This is a genomic window from Rhizobium tumorigenes (assembly GCF_003240565.2).
In the GTDB taxonomy this organism is placed as follows: Bacteria; Pseudomonadota; Alphaproteobacteria; order Rhizobiales; family Rhizobiaceae; genus Rhizobium; species Rhizobium tumorigenes.
In genome coordinates this window covers 1473412-1490036 of sequence record NZ_CP117255.1, presented here as the reverse complement: position 1 = coordinate 1490036, position 16625 = coordinate 1473412, and the positions used below count along the sequence as shown (strand labels likewise).

At 61.1% G+C, this 16625-nt stretch carries 16 protein-coding genes; 9 read left to right on the top strand and 7 right to left on the bottom strand.

Annotated features, from left to right (window positions below; all coding sequences use genetic code 11):
• Nucleotides 1-6 precede the first annotated feature (6 nt).
• The 5 genes from PR017_RS07445 to PR017_RS07425 all read left to right on the top strand — a co-directional run bounded on the left by PR017_RS07445 (nt 7) and on the right by PR017_RS07425 (nt 2526).
• Entirely contained in the window at nt 7-462 is a 456-nt protein-coding gene (locus PR017_RS07445; RefSeq protein WP_240539110.1) for a flavin reductase, read from the top strand.
• Nucleotides 463-562: 100 nt separating this feature from the next.
• On the top strand, nt 563-889 hold the full coding sequence (locus PR017_RS07440; RefSeq protein WP_164498256.1) for an XdhC family protein: 327 nt from the start codon (nt 563-565) through the stop codon (nt 887-889).
• Nucleotides 889-1584: an XdhC family protein gene (locus tag PR017_RS07435; RefSeq protein WP_111221894.1), complete on the top strand. Its 696-nt coding sequence runs from the start codon at nt 889-891 to the stop codon at nt 1582-1584. Before PR017_RS07440 ends, PR017_RS07435 begins: the two co-directional genes overlap by 1 nt.
• Entirely contained in the window at nt 1584-2201 is a 618-nt protein-coding gene (locus tag PR017_RS07430; protein WP_111221895.1) for a nucleotidyltransferase family protein, read from the top strand. The genes PR017_RS07435 and PR017_RS07430 overlap by 1 nt, the downstream gene beginning before the upstream one ends.
• A gap of 4 nt (nt 2202-2205) precedes the next feature.
• Nucleotides 2206-2526: a TfoX/Sxy family protein gene (locus tag PR017_RS07425; protein ID WP_111221896.1), complete on the top strand. Its 321-nt coding sequence runs from the start codon at nt 2206-2208 to the stop codon at nt 2524-2526.
• Between the two features lie 9 nt (nt 2527-2535).
• Here the strand turns inward: PR017_RS07425 and PR017_RS07420 are convergent, their stop codons facing one another.
• The 5 genes from PR017_RS07420 to PR017_RS07400 form a co-directional block, all read right to left on the bottom strand.
• Nucleotides 2536-2958, bottom strand: a complete 423-nt coding sequence (locus tag PR017_RS07420; RefSeq protein ID WP_111221897.1) for an NUDIX domain-containing protein — start codon at nt 2956-2958, stop codon at nt 2536-2538.
• The gene (locus tag PR017_RS07415) at nt 2958-4484 is read right to left on the bottom strand and encodes a DEAD/DEAH box helicase (protein ID WP_111221999.1); all 1527 of its coding nucleotides are present in this window, start codon (nt 4482-4484) and stop codon (nt 2958-2960) included. Before PR017_RS07415 ends, PR017_RS07420 begins: the two co-directional genes overlap by 1 nt.
• Nucleotides 4485-4718: 234 nt before the next feature.
• Nucleotides 4719-5993: a M23 family metallopeptidase gene (locus PR017_RS07410; RefSeq protein ID WP_164498257.1), complete on the bottom strand. Its 1275-nt coding sequence runs from the start codon at nt 5991-5993 to the stop codon at nt 4719-4721.
• Nucleotides 5994-6098: 105 nt separating this feature from the next.
• Nucleotides 6099-6959, bottom strand: coding sequence for a ferritin-like domain-containing protein (locus PR017_RS07405; RefSeq protein ID WP_425070019.1), 861 nt, complete (start codon nt 6957-6959; stop codon nt 6099-6101).
• The gene (locus PR017_RS07400; RefSeq protein WP_111221898.1) at nt 6949-7416 is read right to left on the bottom strand and encodes a peroxiredoxin; all 468 of its coding nucleotides are present in this window, start codon (nt 7414-7416) and stop codon (nt 6949-6951) included. Before PR017_RS07400 ends, PR017_RS07405 begins: the two co-directional genes overlap by 11 nt.
• A 104-nt stretch (nt 7417-7520) precedes the next feature.
• On the opposite strand from PR017_RS07400, the gene PR017_RS07395 reads away from it, so the two are divergent.
• Nucleotides 7521-10952, top strand: a complete 3432-nt coding sequence (locus tag PR017_RS07395; protein WP_164498258.1) for an AsmA-like C-terminal region-containing protein — start codon at nt 7521-7523, stop codon at nt 10950-10952.
• 52 nt (nt 10953-11004) lie between these two features.
• On the opposite strand, the gene tyrS is transcribed toward PR017_RS07395, so the two are convergent.
• Nucleotides 11005-12261, bottom strand: a complete 1257-nt coding sequence (tyrS, locus tag PR017_RS07390) for a tyrosine--tRNA ligase (protein WP_111221900.1) — start codon at nt 12259-12261, stop codon at nt 11005-11007.
• A 131-nt stretch (nt 12262-12392) separates the two neighbouring features.
• Between tyrS and PR017_RS07385 the strand changes: the two genes are divergently transcribed.
• Both PR017_RS07385 and PR017_RS07380 read left to right on the top strand, forming a co-directional pair.
• Nucleotides 12393-13517 (top strand): anhydro-N-acetylmuramic acid kinase, encoded by a 1125-nt coding sequence (locus PR017_RS07385; protein ID WP_111221901.1) that lies wholly within the window; start codon nt 12393-12395, stop codon nt 13515-13517.
• 171 nt (nt 13518-13688) lie between these two features.
• On the top strand, nt 13689-14366 hold the full coding sequence (locus PR017_RS07380) for a hypothetical protein (RefSeq protein ID WP_111221902.1): 678 nt from the start codon (nt 13689-13691) through the stop codon (nt 14364-14366).
• Between the two features lie 86 nt (nt 14367-14452).
• Here PR017_RS07380 and PR017_RS07375 read toward each other — a convergent pair whose 3' ends face one another.
• A complete protein-coding gene (locus PR017_RS07375; protein ID WP_111221903.1) occupies nt 14453-15130 on the bottom strand; it encodes an alpha/beta hydrolase in 678 nt (225 codons plus the stop codon).
• 220 nt (nt 15131-15350) lie between these two features.
• On the opposite strand from PR017_RS07375, the gene PR017_RS07370 reads away from it, so the two are divergent.
• Nucleotides 15351-16517: a cysteine desulfurase family protein gene (locus tag PR017_RS07370; protein ID WP_111221904.1), complete on the top strand. Its 1167-nt coding sequence runs from the start codon at nt 15351-15353 to the stop codon at nt 16515-16517.
• The last annotated feature ends 108 nt before the right edge of the window (nt 16518-16625 follow it).

The following is a 16625-nucleotide window of genomic DNA, read 5'->3' as shown; positions in this document are numbered from 1 at the left end:
GAAGCTATGAGCCGCTACGCCGGCCACGTGCAGCTGGTTGCAACCGAGCATGAGGGTATCCGTCGCGGGGTGACGATAACGGCGGCCTGCTCGGTCTCCGACAATCCGGCGACGGTACTCGTCTGCCTCAATAGCGGCAATGCCAAGAACGACATCTTCCTCGAGAGCGGCATCTTTTCGCTGAATGCGCTCGGCGTCCATCATCAGGCGCTGGCCGATGCCTTCTCCGGCAGGACGCAGATGTCCAGCAATGAGCGATTTGCGATGGGCGGTTTCGACACGCTTGCGACCGGTGCGCCCGTTCTGGTGGATGCCCTCGCTGCCTTCGATTGCAAGGTCGTCGATGTGACGCGCGGCACCACTCACAACGTCATCTTCGGGGAAGTGGTGGCCGTCCGTTTCAGTGAGCGACGCCCGGCGCTGCTCTATATGCACCGCGACTACCACGCCGTTGGCCGATAGATCTTCGTCCGGTGGGCGCGCGTGTTGACTCACGCCGGCCTGACTTTAACTTTGGCAATCGGCGCTTGATTGCCATCTTTTGTGGCGTCCAGGAGGACCGATGTCGATACTTGCAAGAAGCGACGTCCTCGATACAGCCGAAAGATGGGCTGCTTCCGGCAAGGCATTGGCACTGGCGACGGTGACCGAGACGTGGAGTTCGGCGCCGCTGCCGGTGGGAACCCAGATGGTGATCTCCGCCGACGGTGCCACAGAGGGTACGCTCTCGAACGGTTGCATCGAGAGCGACGTGGTTGCTGCAGCGCTCGACGTCATCGCGGCCGGCGCCGGGAGGCTCATGGATTTCCGGGTGACCGACGAGATGGCCCGCGCTGCCGGCCTCTCCTGCGGTGGAAGGATCGAGGTCTTTGTCGAGAAGGTAGGCTGATGCTGCTCGAAACGCTTAGCCAGCTATGTTCGTTGCGTCGCGACCGGCACGCTGCTGTTGTCGTCACCGATCTCGTGGAAGGAACGGAGCGGCTTGTGGTCGAAGGCGAAGGGATCGACGGCGCTCTAGGCGATGCGGTCACGGCTGCATTCCGAAGCGGCAGATCGTCGAAGCTTGAAATCGACGGAAGCCAGCTTTTCCTCACCGTACACGTGCCAGAACCAAGGATCGTCGTCATCGGCGCGGTGCGGATCAGTCAGGCACTGGCGTCGATGGCGAACGTAGTGGGATTCGATCTCACGATCATCGATCCCCGGATCGGCTTTTCGTCTGCGGATGGCTTCGAGTCGGCGCAGCTTATCGTCGGCTGGCCAAGGGAAAAGCTGGTGGTGGATCGCCACACCGCTGTGGTGGCGGTGGCGCATGAACCTGATATCGACGACTACGCTATCGGTGCGGGGCTGCGAGCCGGGTGCTTCTATGTCGGTGCGCTGGGCAGTCGACGGAGCCATGCCGCGCGCCTGCTGCGTTTGCAGGCGGATGGGTTTGACGATGAGGACCTTTCAAGGATACATGCTCCAATCGGGCTCGACATAGGGGCCATCACCCCCGCCGAAATTGCCGTCGCCATTCTGGCGGAGATTATCCAGTCTTGGCGTCGCCGGTCCCTATCCTCGGCCGGGGAGGCAGCCTGATGCCGGGAAAGATCGCGCGCTATTCCGTTGCAATCGTGGTGCTGGCAGCCGGTAAAGCCAGCCGGATGGGTGGTCCGCACAAGCTGCTGGCAACATTCGATGGTATCCCGCTGGTGACGGTCATGGCGCAACGGGCTTGCGCAACGGGCGCGCCGGTCTTCGTTGTCACCGGGCACAGATATCTCGAAATAACGGCCGCACTGACGGGGCTCGATATCCAAAACGTCTATAACCCGGAGTTCGAAAGCGGTATGGCCAGCTCTATCGTCGCTGGTTTCGGCGCCGCGTCGGCGTCGGGGAGCGTTGGCGTGCTGGTGATGCAGGCCGATATGCCCGCCGTCGAAACCTCCGATCTCATGGCGCTGATCCAGGCGTTCCAAGCGGCCCGCGGCGAAGCTATCGTTCGCGCGGTCTCGGATGGAAAGCGAGGCAACCCGGTGATCCTGCCGATTTCGCTGCGCTCAGCCGTGATGGCACTGAGGGGCGATGTGGGTGCGCGCGGAATAATCGACGGGTGCGGCCTGCCGGTTGTCGATGTCGAGATCGGTCCTGCTGCCCATCTCGATGTCGATACGCCCGATGCCGTTCTTGCAGCCGGCGGCATTCTGAAGGAGTAAGGTCTTGGATAATCTTGATATCGAGGAAATGTTTGCGGCACTCGGGCCGGTGACCATCAAGCGGATGTTCGGCGGCAAGGGCGTCTATCATCAGGGCCGGATCATCGCCCTGGATTTTCGCGACGAGATGCTGCTGAAGGCGGACGATGTCAGTTCGCCCGCTTTCGAATCGGCCGGCGCCAGGCGCTGGTCGTACGAGGGGAAGAAGGGCAAGCCGGTGTTCATGCCGTACTGGTCTATCCCGGAGGATGCGTTCGACGATCCCGATGTCATGGCAAAATGGGTGCGTCTGGCCTACGAGGCGGCGTTGCGGACGGAGAAGTAACGGCGGAAGTCAGGGAAAAAGGTTGGTGCCGAGGTGGTCGATGGCAGCCCTCGCAAAGGCTGAAAGCGGGCTTGGCAACGCGTTGCGGCTAAACCATCCGAATTCGGATAACTTGTCCGGCTCCATCAGCGATGGCTCGCCGGCAAAATCCGTGCAGACGTAAATCCGGGACACCCAGTGCTGGCGGTCGGCTTCGATGATCTGTTCCGTCGTGCAGAGCAGGTCGATCTTTCCGATCTGGAGGCCGGACTCCTCGTTCGCCTCGCGTTTGGCAGCAGAGGCGGCGGGTTCCATCAGGTCGACCTTACCGCCGACGATGTTCCAAAATCCGGCTTCGGGCGCCTTCATCCGCTTGTAGAGCAGAAGCTTGCCGTCACGAAGGATGGCAAGCCCGGTGCCTAGCCCCGGAAAATGGGTGCCCGGCGCCGCCATCAGACCTTGGCGGCAGTAACGATCAGCATAAATGCAGGAATGTCGTCGCCGAAACCCAGTGGTGTCGGGCCGTCGTCCTGGTCGCGATGATAGCGGGCGCGACGTTCGCGATTGTCATCGTTTGCCGGGTAAGGGCGGCCGGGATTGTTGCGAGAATTATTGTTCTGCGGCTTGTTAGTCTCGATCTTGCGCTCGTTCTTCACAACTTCGGCCTTTGGTACGGGTGCAACTTCGACGGGTTGAACGACAGTATCAACCACATCGATATCAGCTTTGTGAACGGGATGGCTCGGTGCAGAACGACCTCTGCCGCGACCGCGTTCCTTGTCCTTGTCGCGGCTGCTGCCACGACGCGGACGTTCGGTTTCCTGGCTTTCATCTGCCGGCGGGAGAGCGTTCAAATCGCCGCTCAGCCATTCGATCTTCTGATCGATCAGCTTCTCGATGGCATCGATATACTTCGTATCACGCTTGGTCACCAGCGTGAATGCTGCGCCCGAGCGTCCGGCACGTCCCGTGCGGCCGATGCGGTGGACATAGTCTTCCGAATGGATCGGAACGTCGAAATTGAAGACATGGCCGACATCAGGCAGGTCGAGGCCGCGTGCGGCAACGTCGGATGCGACCAGCAGCTGGATCTGGCCATCGCGGAAATTTTGCAGCATCGTCGTGCGCGAGCGCTGGTCCATATCGCCGTGCAGCGCGCCGACTGAAAAGCCGTGGCGCTCGAGCGAGCGGAAGAGATCGGCGACGTCTACCTTGCGATTGCAGAAGATGATTGCGTTCTTGAGATCGGTCTGGGCGTTGATGAGGTCACGGAGAGTCGCGCGCTTCTCGTAATCCTTGCCGTGCGAGGCAACGAAACGCTGCGTCACGGTCTTTGCCGTGGAAGACGGCAGCGATACTTCGATGCGTTCCGGGTTCTGCAGGAACCGATCGGCCAGCTTCTGGATTTCCGGCGGCATGGTGGCCGAGAAGAACAGCGTCTGGCGGGTGAAGGGGATCATCTTGACGATGCGCTCGATGTCCGGGATGAAGCCCATGTCGAGCATGCGGTCGGCTTCGTCGATGACCAGGATTTCGACGGCTGACATCAGCAACTTGCCGCGTTCGCAATGGTCGAGCAGGCGTCCGGGCGTGCAGATCAGCACATCGGCACCGCGCTCGAGCTTCTTGTTCTGCTCTTCGAACGATACGCCGCCGATCAACAGTGCGACGTTCAGCTTGTGGTTCTTGCCGTATTTTTCAAAGTTCTCAGCCACCTGGGCTGCCAGTTCGCGCGTCGGCTCGAGGATCAGCGTGCGCGGCATGCGCGCCCGGGCCCGACCCTTTTCGAGCATGGTCAGCATCGGTAGCACAAAGGAGGCGGTCTTGCCGGTTCCTGTCTGCGCAATGCCGCAGATATCGCGGCGCTGCAGCGCAAACGGGATGGCGCCGGCCTGGATCGGAGTAGGGATGGTGTAGCCCGCGTCAGTGACAGCGGATAGGACTTTTTGGCTCAGGCCAAGGTCAGCAAATGTGGTCAAAGGAAAAACTGTTTCCGTTTCGGTTTGGTCGACCGCACGATGAGTCGACAGGCTGTATGCCGCAATGCAGCGCCACATAGTATCAAAACGCCCTGAAGTCAAGGAAATGAGGCAACGAGCGAGTGTTCCCGGCGCGCGGGGTTAAAAAATTCCGCCGCGCGGTCGCCTGTTGCATTGCTGTCATGATCATAGGGACAAAAGTGCCCCCGGCAAAGCGGTAAATTGCAAGGCTAGCTAATTGATATAGCTGGCGAGCTTGATGCCTGCATTGACGAAGTACATCGGGTCGACAGGACGCCCGTCCTCGCGGACTTCATAGTGGAGATGGGTGCCGGTCGATCGTCCCGTGCTGCCGGCAAGGCCGAGTTGCTCGCCGGCCTTGACCGTATCGCCGGCCTGGACGGTGATCGCTGCCATATGACCGTAGCGTGTCGAAATGCCATCGCCATGGTCTATTTCCACCATATTGCCATAGCCGCCGGCCCAGCCGGCCGAAACGACCTTGCCCGGTGCCGTCGCCTTGATGGCCTCGCCGGGATCGAAATGGAAATCGACGCCGGGATGCAGCGCCAGCTTGCCGAAGAAGGGATCCTTGCGGTTGCCGAACGGGCTGGTGATCAGCTTGCCCTGTGCGGGGTTGCGGAAGGGCAGCTGTTCGACCGTTCCACGCGCTGCTTCCAGCCGCGTCAGTGCCGTATCCAGATTTGCCAGCGACTGGTCGAACGGGTCGACATTCTGCGGCGGCAGGTAAGGGCCCCCGACGCCGCCGTCTTCATCGATCGCGGTGGGAGACAGCGGAACTGTGACGCCCACGGTCTTGATGATCGACTGGATGTTGTCAGCCGCGTCGTCGGCGCCATCGGTCAGCCGCTTGATGCGCTTCAGCTGGTCCTGCTCGATCTTCTTCAGCGAAAGGGTGACCTTGGAAAAGACTCGGTCGGCGTGGTCGGCAACGGTTTCCTTGGCGGGCAGGTAGGCGAGCGTCGAGTTGTCGGGGGTGGCTTCTGCCGGACTTCCTGTTTTTGCGAATTCGAGGGCCTTTTGTCGGGCGCTCAATTCGGCATGATCTGCACCGGGGGCTGGCGGCTGCTTGTCGATGACGCCCGAACTCTCCGCACGGTCGAGCAAGGCATCGAGCTTGCCGTGGCGCGACGAGAGCGACATCTGCTGCTGCATCAGCTTGGCGACCTTCTGCTCGACGACCTGCTGGTCGAGCAACTGGCGCGAGGTGACGCGGTCGACCTGCGCCCTCAGAGCGGCAATTCGGTCTTCGTAATCATATTGCATGCGCGCCTGGCGGGCCATGGTCGCGCCGATCAGATCGTCGCGCAGGACGAGGTAGGAAGTTGCCAGCAGATAACCGATGACGAGAATTGCAGCACATCCGATGGCGGATGCCGTCATCCATGGACGCAGCGTCATGTGCCGGACCTTGTCGCCGCTGGCGAGGATGATGACATGCTGCTGCCTGGCGCCGCCAAAAATCCTGTTCTGCTGTCCGTTTCCCACGGCGATTCTCCCACCGCAGCGTTTCTGCGCTGCAGGCAGGATTAGGCACGAGCATGGTTAACAAAGCCTTTCTGCGGCCCGCCTGTGGCAAAATCGTTTGCAAAATCAACTGCGACTGGTGGATGTCAGCGACCGGTAGAAGGACGGTGTCAAGCCTGCCTCGGCACGGGCGATATCGTTGAAGGGCGCCTTCAGCGGACCCCGGAAATTGCTGCGAACGAGCGCGTGGAACGTTGCGACAGGATCGCGTTTCTCACGGGCGCAGAGAAATCTGAACCATTTGGCGCCAACCGCAACGTGGCCTTTTTCATCTTCGTAGATGACATCGAGGACGGCGGCGCTTTCGAAGTCTCCGGTTTCGCGCATCTTGGTCTGCAGCGCCGGCGTCACGTCGAGGCCGCGTGCCTCAAGAATGAGCGGCACAACGGCCAGGCGCGCCGTCAGGTCGGTGCGGGTAGCGTGGGCTGCCTGCCACAGGCCGTCATGGGCGGGCAGGTCGCCATAATCGGCGCCAAGCTGGTGCAATCTCTGACGCACCAGTCGGAAATGCTTTGCCTCCTCGAACGCAACCTGCATCCAGCCATCGAAAAACGAGTTCGGGACTTTCTCGGTCGCAAAGCGGGCGACGATGTCGAGGGCAAGATCGACGGCATTGAATTCGATATGGGCTATCGCGTGGAGAAGGGCGATGCGGCCCTTCACACTGTGAAGGGATCGCTTTTCCATATTCTTCGGCGGGATCAGTTCCGGCTTTGCCGGGCGTCCCGGGCGATCCGGCAGGACAGGGTCGAGCGGCGAGCGCAGCGACAGCGTGCGGGCGAACCAGCGTCTGGCGGTCTCCTGCGCAAGCTCGGCTTTGCGCTCGACATCGCACGCACCGATTGCCGCGATCGCCCCGCCGCGAAGCGAGACGATGGCTGCGGCTTGCACATCGGAGACTGTCACAGCGTCGCGCTCAGAGCGCACGGACTGCCTCGAGGACCTCCTCGGCGTGACCGGGCACCTTTACCTTCTCCCAGATCCTGACGATTCGGCCATCTGCACCAATCAGCACGGTGGTCCGCTCGACGCCCATGTATTTCTTGCCGTACATGCTCTTTTCCTTCCAGACGCCATAGGCTTCCAGCGTGGATTTTTCCTCGTCGGCAGCGAGGATGACGCCAAGCGAATGTTTCTTCACGAACTTGTCGTGGCTCTTGACGGAATCCGGCGACATGCCAATTACCACTGCACCGGCTTTCTCAAATTCCGATGCGAGACCAGTGAAGGCCACTGATTCGGTGGTGCATCCCGACGTGTCGTCCTTAGGGTAGAAGAACAGTACGACAAGCTTGCCCTGAAACGCTGCAAGGGAGACGTTTCCGCCGCCGTCACGTGGAAGATCGAAAGCGGGCGCATTTGCGCCGACACTGATTTCTGTCATGGGAAAACCTTTCTTTTGCCGGGATTTTGATGACTATACCGACTATGCCGATATAGTGAAATGTGCTTGGCGCCGCTCTTGTGGACCGTCAACTGTAAAAACGCATGAGAGAAGGACGCGGTGGATTGATCCGGGGCGAAAAGTTGAAATTCCGCAAGAAGGATCTGGTTCCGCTCGATCAAATGCCGTCGTCGCAGGTCGACGATCCGATTATCGTCAACAGCCCGCGCCGCCGCCGGCGCCGGCGTGGACATGTCTGGCATGCGACCCGTATAACCGGCGTTTTCGCGATCTTTATCGTACTGATCGCCGGTGCCGTCATCGCCAGCATCGAGAGCGGGATCTTCGACGAACCGCTCTCGGTCAAGGCTCAGGCCGCGCTCGATAACGCTATCGGGCCCCGCTACAAGGCCGAGGTCGGCTCCACGGTGCTGCGGTTCACCTCCGACATGCAACTCGCGCTGGAGGCGAGCGACGTCAATGTCGTCGACCAGGAAACCGGCAAGCACCTTTCCACCATGGGCGCCGTGCGCATGGTCCTCGATCCGTTTGCGCTCGTTCAGGGCCGGATCGCAATTGCAACCGTCCGGGCCAAGGGGATAGCCCTCGACACCGCGCTGCTGCCGCAGAGCGAGCCGATCGATGTCGCCAACCTCCGGGTGGACAGCATCCCGACCGCGCTGGAATCGGCCTTCTCCAATCTCGACTTCCTGCAGCATTTCGTCGAGCGTGGCGGTACGGATGCCGTCGAGATATCCGGCCTTGCGGTAAAGCTCGCAAGACAGGACGGTGGCGCGCCGATTTCGCTGGTGATCGACCAGCTGGCGTTTTCACGTCCGACACCCAACACGCTGCGCCTCAAAGGCCAGCTATCGATCGACGGCTCAGTCGCGTCGCTGGATGTGAATGCCACGCAGGAGGCCGACCGGCCATCTTCGATGACGGCCGTCATCCGCCACCTCGATCTGGTGCCGCTGTCGATGGCCTATGATTCGAACGGGACGCCACGTCAGGGCATCACCGGTTTTGCCGACGTTTCTCTGTCGTCCACCCGTGGCGCATCTGGTGTCGATCCCAAGCTGACGGCTGCGATCAAGGTGCTGCCCGGCACGCTCTACATGGACCGCGATGCGCAGGAGATTTCCGGCGCAGACATCAATCTCAGCTACAATTCGGATCGCCAGGCGCTCGAGATCAACAAGTCGCTGGCGACTTTCCAATCGACAGTGGTGCCGTTTTTTGGCTCGGTTATCGACCTCGACCGTGTTGATCCGACTGCTGCCAAGGGTTTCGGCGTCGATTTCCGTATCGCCAATGCGACGGCGTCGACATCTGAAGCCGGGGAGGCTCCCCTCAGCTTCGATGGTCATGCCAATGGCCGTTACATGACGGCCGACAAGGAACTGAAACTCGACACCATCGGTATCACCACGCCGATGGGATCGCTGTTCGGCTCCTTGCGGCTGCGCATTGCGCCGGGTTCGCCGGAAATCAGCTTCGGTGCCCAGGCGGAGCAGCTGCAGGCGGCTGCCGTCAAACAGCTCTGGCCGTTCTGGATGTCGCCGAAGGCACGCACCTGGGTTCAAGGCAATCTGTTCGGCGGGGCCATGAGCAACGCCACGATTTCACTTTTCATTCCCGGCGGGCGGCTCGCTCAGGCCGCCGCGACCGGCAATCTTCGGCTGGACGAAAACGAGATCCATCTGGCCTTCGATATCAACGGCTCGCGCCTCAATGTGCCTGGTGAAATTCCCCCTATCCGCGACATGACGGGTCACTTTGACCTCAAGGGTCCGGTCATTTCCGTCGATATCGTCAAAGGCACGTCCTATTTTCCGTCAGGCCGACAGGTCGCCGTCGGTCCGAGCACCTTCTCCATTCCTGCCGTCTACGACAAGCCGCTGACGGCGAAGATGAAGCTGGCGCTTTCCGGCAATGGCGACGCGGTCGGCGAGCTGCTGAGCTTCAAGCCGTTGAGCGTATTGCAGCGCACCGAGTTCAAGCCCGAGGATTTCAGCGGCAAGATCGACGCGGATATCGAGGCGACCATCGGCCTGATCAACGATCAGAACCCGCCGCCGCCGATCTGGAAGGCCAGCCTGCAACTCCACAAGGTCGATGTCCTCAAGGCTTTCGATGGTCGCAAGATTACCAATGTCGATGGGACCATAGATGCCGATCCGCAGGCGGTGCATCTTGCCGCAGACGCGCTCATCGACGGCATTCCGGCACAAATCGACATGGTCGAGCCGACGGAAAAAGGGTCGTCGATCAAGCGTGAGCGTGTCGTCGATGTAACGCTTTCCAATCAGCAGCGGGAGACCATCCTCCCGGGGCTCTCCGATTTCGTCGACGGGCCGCTGAAGGTCAAGGTCACCCGGATCGATGAGAACCGGCAGGACATCAAGATCGACCTGACCAAGGCAGCACTCACTGTGCCCTGGATCGGCTGGTCGAAGGGGAGCGGAATCGCTGCCAATGCCGAGTTCGAGGCATCGGGGCCGGCCGACCAGCCATCGTTGAAAAACTTCACCCTGAAGGGTGACGGGTTCGGGGCTACCGGCTCAATCCAGGTCGGCAAATCCGGATTGTCATCCGCCGACTTCTCGAGCATCAAGCTTTCGTCAGTCGACGACTTCGCCTTGTCGATCAAGCGCACAAAGGGCGCGTACGACGTCCGGGTGGATGGCAATGCGGCCGATATCAGGCCGATCCTGGCGCGATTGAAGGCGCCGAGCAAGGGCGACGCCGGCGCCAGCGACAAGACGGATGCGACGATCCGTGCCAAGCTCGACAAGATCATTGGCTTCAACGACGAGACGATCAGGAATGTCAGCCTTGTCTATGCGCTGAACAACGGCAAGGCGACGCAGGCCGACTTCTCCGGGGTTACCCGGACAGGACAGGCTGTCGTCACGGAGATGACAAAGGGCGGGCAGGGCGGCACGCTCCATGTCACCAGCAGCGACGCCGGCTCGGTGGCACGGTTCGTCGATGTTTACGGCCACCTGAGAGGAGGTTTGCTCAATCTCAACCTTCGCGCCGATGGCGACGACAGTTGGGACGGGTCCATCGATATCAGGCGCTTCTCGATCGTCAACGAGAAGAAGCTGCAATCCATCGTCACGACCCCGGCAGGGCGCGACGGTGAAAGCCTGAACTCCGCCGTCAAACACGACATCGACACCAGCGCCCAGAATTTCCAACGCGGCTTTGCGCATCTGTCAATCCGCAAGGGCGTGGTGTCTGTCGAGAATGGCGTCGTGCGCGGCGAGCAGGTGGGGGCGACGTTCCAGGGAACGATCAAGGATGCCAAGGGCAACACCGACATGACCGGCACGTTCATGCCCGCCTACGGCTTGAACCGGCTGTTCGCGGAGGTGCCGATCGTCGGCTTCCTGCTTGGCAACGGCACCGACCGCGGCCTGATCGGCATTACCTTCAAGCTGACGGGCCCCTTCGATTCGCCCAACCTGGTGATCAACCCGCTATCGGTCATCGCCCCCGGCATCTTCCGGCAGATTTTCGAGTTCTAAATGTGACGAAGGCGGGTCTATCGACCGGCCTTCTCGCAACAATATGGCACGATCAGCCCTGAGGGCGGATCAGCATGTGCTTCTTCTTGCCGAGCGACAGCTTGATGATCCCGTCGGCGGTGACGTTGCCAGTTCCGATCGCCTGACGCTCGTCGGTGACCTGCTGGTCGTTGATGCGCACCGCGCCGCCCTGGACATGCCGTCGTGCTTCGCCGTTGGATGTCGCGAGGCCCGCCTGCACGATCAGTGACAACAGGCCGATGCCAGCCTCCAGATCTGCCGAGGGCACGTCGATCGATGGCAGGTTCTCGGCGATGCCGCCTTCCTCGAAGGTCTTGCGCGCCGTTTCGGCCGCCTGTTCGGCAGCGGTACGGCCGTGCAGCAGGGCGGTCACCTCGGTGGCAAGGATCTTCTTGACGTCGTTGAGCTCAGCGCCGCCGAGTGTGGCGAGGCGGGCGATTTCGTCCATCGGCAGGGTTGTGTAGAGTTTCAGGAAGCGTGCGACGTCGGCATCCTCGGTGTTGCGCCAGTACTGCCAAAAATCGTAGGCCGACAGCAGGTCGGCATTGAGCCAAATCGCACCATTCGCCGACTTGCCCATCTTGGCGCCGGACGAGGTCGTCAGCAGGGGCGAGGTCAATGCGTAGAGCTGCGGTGTCCCCATGCGGTGACCGAGATCGATGCCGTTGACGATATTGCCCCATTGATCGGAGCCGCCCATCTGCAGCCGGCAGTCGTAGCGCTTGGCCAGCTCGACGAAGTCGTAGGCCTGCAGGATCATGTAGTTGAATTCGAGGAAGGAGAGCGACTGCTCGCGCTCCAGTCGCGTCTTGACGCTGTCGAAGGCGAGCATGCGATTGACCGAGAAATGCCGGCCGACATCGCGCAGGAACTCGAGGTAGTTCAGCGACCTCAGCCATTCGGCATTGTTGATCATCAGGGCATCGTTGTTGCCGTTGCCGTAGTTTAGGTAGTTGGAGAAAACCTGCTTGATCGAGGCGATGTTGCCTTCGATCGTGTCGACCGTCATCAGCTGGCGCGATTCTTCCTTGAAGGAGGGGTCGCCAACCATGCCGGTGCCGCCGCCCATCAGCGAGATGGCGCGATGGCCGGTGGCCTGCAGCCAATGCAGCATCATGATCTGGATCAGCGATCCTGCGTGCAGGCTGGGCGCTGTCGGATCGAAGCCGATATAGGCCGTGACGGTTTCCTTGGCGAACAGCGCATCCAGGCCGGTCTCGTCCGAGACCTGGTGGATGAAGCCGCGCTCTTGAAGAGTGTGCAGGAAATCGGATTTGAATTCGGCCATGATAGGGTCTCTCGGATGCGCCGCCCTGGGCGTGCAAATGGGCAAAATCGCTGTTGTTGAACCGTCGCGGCGCGTTTAGCACTGTTTTCGCGAAAGTGCACTATTGCGGCGGCAATGTTTTGCGAGGCGTCATGACGAAGACAAGAACGGCAATCGGGCTGATGAGCGGCACGTCGATGGACGGGATCGACATCGCCTTGCTGCGCACCGACGGGCGGGACGTCGTAGAGCGCGGGGCGAGCCTCTGTATTCCCTATGACGACGAACTGCGCGGCCGCTGGAAACAGGCGCTGGAGACGGCCAAGGTCATCAGGGATCGACGGGAACGGCCGGGCAATCTCGGTGCTGCCGAACAGGCGCTGACCCTGTGCCATGCGTCGGCCGTCAAATCCTTCCTGATGCGCAACGGCCTGTCGCCCTCCGACATCGATGTCATCGGCTTTCACGGCCAGACCGTGCTTCATCGCCCGGACGAGGGGCTGACGGTGCAGATCGGAGATGGGCCGCTGCTGGCTGCGGAGACTGGCATCGATGTCGTCTACGACATGCGCGCCAACGACATGGTTGCGGGCGGACAGGGCGCGCCGCTGATCCCGATCTACCATGCGGCGCTGTCGGCCAACCTGCCGCCGGAATTCGCAGCACCGGTGGTGTTCGTCAATATCGGCGGTATTTCCAACCTCACCTATGTTGCCGAGGACGGCGCGCTTTCCGCCTTCGACAGCGGTCCCGGCAACATGCTGATCGACCAGTGGATCGAGGCCCATACCGGCAAGGCCTACGATCGCAATGGCGAGACCGCAGCTAAGGGCACGGTATCTCCGCCGCTGGTCCGCCGCTATCTCGACAGCCCGTTCTTTTCCGCCAACATACGCCGGTCTCTCGACCGCAGCGACTTCCTGCCGCCGGTCAAGGGCGAAGTCTCGCTTGCCGATGGTGCACGCACGCTGGCGCATGTCACTGCTGCGTCCATCCTGAAGCTCGCGGGCTACCTGCCGCAGCCGCCGAAAACCTATGTCGTCTGCGGGGGCGGTCGGTTGAACCCGGTAATCATGTCCGAGTTTTCCGAACTGGCGGAAGAGCAAGGCGCCCGCGTCGTTGCTGCTGAAGCGGCCGGCTTCGATGGTGGCAGCATGGAGGCGGAAGCCTGGGCCTATCTCGCGGTCCGCTCACTGGAGGGGTTGCCGCTGACGTATCCGGGAACCACGGGTGTCAACGTCCCGGTGACCGGGGGTGTACTGGCACGCCACGGGTGATCGCATGGCGTGCGGCATGACAGTTCTCCACCATTTTCTGACCGTCTAAGCACATGGAAATCGCACAGGAAATCGGTGTGTCATCGGATTGCCATATCGCAAGCGGTAGTAAGGTTGCGACGCGGATTTTAGCGATGACACCGCGGCAAGGCGTATATGCGAGGCGTAAATATGAAAACCCGGTTCTCTCTACCCACCCTGGCCCTTGGCCTTTTGCTGACTGGCACGGCATCTGCCGAACAGCCCGGTCCGCCCGATACCGCCGTCGGTCGCCTCACGGCGCTGGCCATTATAAACGCGCTGAATGCGGACCTGCTCAGCCACGATAGCGCCACGCTGACGCTCGACCGCTGGTGCGCCACCCACAAGCTGTCGCCAACACCGAAGGTCGTCGCGCATCTCGATCCCGCGGCCGAAAAGCCGGCCGATGCCGGTGTCCGCAAACTCCTTGGCGTGACCGATGCCGAGCCGGTGAAATATCGCCGCGTCAAGCTGATGTGCGGCGACCATATCCTGTCCGAAGCCGACAACTGGTACGTTCCGTCGCGTTTGACGGAGAGCATGAATCACGTTCTGGAAACGACGGATACGGCGTTTGGACGCGCGGTGCAGGAATTGCATTTTCAACGGCACACGGTTTCAGCCGAGCTGCTCTGGCAACCGCTTCCAGCCGATTGGGACATGGGAGGCGCGCTCCCGCCTTCGACCAGCGGCGACCTCGCCATACCGGAGTTCGTCCTCCAGCACCGCGCGTTTCTGACCCGTGGGGACGGCGTTCCGTTCAGTGTCGTGGTGGAAAGCTACACGCGCGAAGTGCTTGCGTTCCCTTGGCCGACGATCGGTCGGTAGGTTCGAAAAGGGCAATCTGGCGCCATCAACAAACGAACAAAGCCGCCGAATTGCTTCGGCGGCTTTGATAATTTCGGCTTTGGAAACTAGCGGATACGCTTGGCAGCGGGTTCCGGCACCAGCTCGCCGTTGAGGCGGCGGTCGAGATAGTCTTCGCATTCACCCATCAGCGTATCGACCTGGCCGCTGAAGAAGTGGTTGGCGCCCGGCACGACCTTGTGGGTGATCAGGATGCCCTTCTGCGACTTCAGCTTGTCGACCAGCACGTTGACATCCTTCTCCGGCGCTACCTTGTCAGCATCGCCGTTGATGATCAGACCGGAGGACGGGCAGGGAGCCAGGAAGGAGAAGTCGTAGGTGTTCGGCTGCGGTGCGATCGACATGAAGCCTTCGATTTCCGGGCGGCGCATCAAAAGCTGCATGCCGATCCACGAACCGAAGGAATAGCCGGCGATCCAGCAGCTTTTCGAATCGGGGTGCAGGCTCTGCACCCAGTCGAGCGCCGAGGCTGCATCCGACAGTTCGCCGCCGCCGTGGTCGAATTCGCCCTGGCTGCGGCCAATGCTGCGGAAATTGAAGCGCAACGTGGTGAAACCGCGCTTCTGGAACATGTAGAACAGCTGGTAGACGATCTGGTTGTTCATCGTGCCGCCAAACTGCGGATGTGGATGAAGGACGAGGGCGATCGGTGCGCTTTTTTCCTTGGATGGCTGATAGCGGCCCTCAAGGCGGCCTGCTGGGCCGTTGAAAATGACTTCGGGCATCGATACTCCGTACCTGATTTTCGGCGTTGACAAGATGCATTAGGCAGCAAGTTGACTTGACGAACGCGCTCATCTTTTCTAGAACGCAGTTTAGAACAATTCGAAACTCTGCATGATCTTCCACGCGTTGTGGAGGTGTCATAAGGCAAGCCCGCCGGCAATTACAAGAAAAATGAGCCGGCGCCGGTAATCCGCATCGCTGAGGCAGGAAAAGCAGGTCATGGCGGCATCACGCCTCTATCTTGACTGGAATGCAACCGCCCCGCTCCATCCAGCGGCGCGGGAGGCGATGCTGCGTGGCCTCGATCTTTTCGGCAACCCGAACTCCGTTCATGGCGAAGGGCGCGCCACGCGCGCCGCCGTCGAGGCCGCCCGACGCGACGTGGCTGTGCTGACGGGCGCTGACCCGGCGCATGTGGTTTTCACCAGCGGCGCCACCGAGGCTGCCAACACGGTGCTGACGCCCGAGTTTCGCATGGGCCGCACGCCGCTTGCCGTTGGCCACCTCTACGTCTCGGCCATCGAGCATCCGGCATTGCGCGAAGGCGGGCGGTTTGCAAAGGAACGGGTCAGCGAAATTCCCGTGACGTTCGATGGCGTTGTCGATCTTGTCGCGCTTGAGGCCTTGCTTTCCGCCCATGACAAGTCACTGGGCCTGCCGATGGTCGCAATCATGCTGGCCAATAACGAGACGGGGATCCTTCAGCCGGTCCGGGCGGCGGCAGAAATCGTCCATCGCCACGGCGGTATCTTCGTCGTCGACGCTGTCCAGGGTGCCGGTCGGGTGAAGACCGACATCAACGAGATCGGCGCGGATTTTATGATCGTCTCGTCGCACAAGATTGGCGGTCCCAAGGGCGCCGGGGCGCTCGTGTCGCGCGGCGAGATCATGATGCCAAAGCCGCTGATCCATGGCGGTGGCCAGGAGAAGGGTCACAGGTCTGGTACGGAAAATTCGCTGGCAGTGATCGGCTTCGGTGCCGCTGCCGCTGCGGCCACTGCTGAGTTCCAGTTGCGAAATGCGGCCGTTCTGGCATTGCGCGACCGTATGGAAGCCGGCATGCGAGATGCGGCACCTGACGTGATAATTCACGGCGAGGACCAGCCGCGTGTGCCGAACACGACATTCTTCACGCTGCCCGGGCTGAAGGCTGAAACCGGCCAGATTGCCTTCGATCTCGAGGGCGTAGCGCTCTCGGCGGGCTCTGCCTGCTCGGCGGGCAAACTGGGCGAGAGCCACGTGCTGGTGGCGATGGGTCGCGATCCACGTCTCGGCGCATTGCGTATATCGCTTGGCTTCGACACGAAGAATGACGACATCGACCGGGTGCTCGCAGCGTTCGCGAAAATTGCCGGAAGGCGAAGGCTTTCCGGGGTTGCTGCTTGACCACATTTTGAATTTTGCGGAAACGCAAGTTTACGCTTGCCAATCGGGGTGAAAAAATCCCATTGGCCACCTACATAGTGGCAAATGCAAATTTGCTAAACCGTTGAC

Bases quoted from the DNA above. Each gene is read 5' to 3' on its own strand.
- PR017_RS07445 (WP_240539110.1), top strand. From the start codon at position 7: ATGAGCCGCTACGCCGGCCACGTGCAGCTGGTTGCAACCGAGCATGAG.
- PR017_RS07440 (WP_164498256.1), top strand. From the start codon at position 563: ATGTCGATACTTGCAAGAAGCGACGTCCTCGATACAGCCGAAAGATGG.
- PR017_RS07435 (WP_111221894.1), top strand. From the start codon at position 889: ATGCTGCTCGAAACGCTTAGCCAGCTATGTTCGTTGCGTCGCGACCGG.
- PR017_RS07430 (WP_111221895.1), top strand. From the start codon at position 1,584: ATGCCGGGAAAGATCGCGCGCTATTCCGTTGCAATCGTGGTGCTGGCA.
- PR017_RS07420 (WP_111221897.1), bottom strand. From the start codon at position 2,958: ATGGCGGCGCCGGGCACCCATTTTCCGGGGCTAGGCACCGGGCTTGCC.
- PR017_RS07400 (WP_111221898.1), bottom strand. From the start codon at position 7,416: ATGACAGAAATCAGTGTCGGCGCAAATGCGCCCGCTTTCGATCTTCCA.
- PR017_RS07395 (WP_164498258.1), top strand. From the start codon at position 7,521: ATGAGAGAAGGACGCGGTGGATTGATCCGGGGCGAAAAGTTGAAATTC.
- tyrS (WP_111221900.1), bottom strand. From the start codon at position 12,261: ATGGCCGAATTCAAATCCGATTTCCTGCACACTCTTCAAGAGCGCGGC.
- PR017_RS07385 (WP_111221901.1), top strand. From the start codon at position 12,393: ATGACGAAGACAAGAACGGCAATCGGGCTGATGAGCGGCACGTCGATG.
- PR017_RS07380 (WP_111221902.1), top strand. From the start codon at position 13,689: ATGAAAACCCGGTTCTCTCTACCCACCCTGGCCCTTGGCCTTTTGCTG.
- PR017_RS07375 (WP_111221903.1), bottom strand. From the start codon at position 15,130: ATGCCCGAAGTCATTTTCAACGGCCCAGCAGGCCGCCTTGAGGGCCGC.
- PR017_RS07370 (WP_111221904.1), top strand. From the start codon at position 15,351: ATGGCGGCATCACGCCTCTATCTTGACTGGAATGCAACCGCCCCGCTC.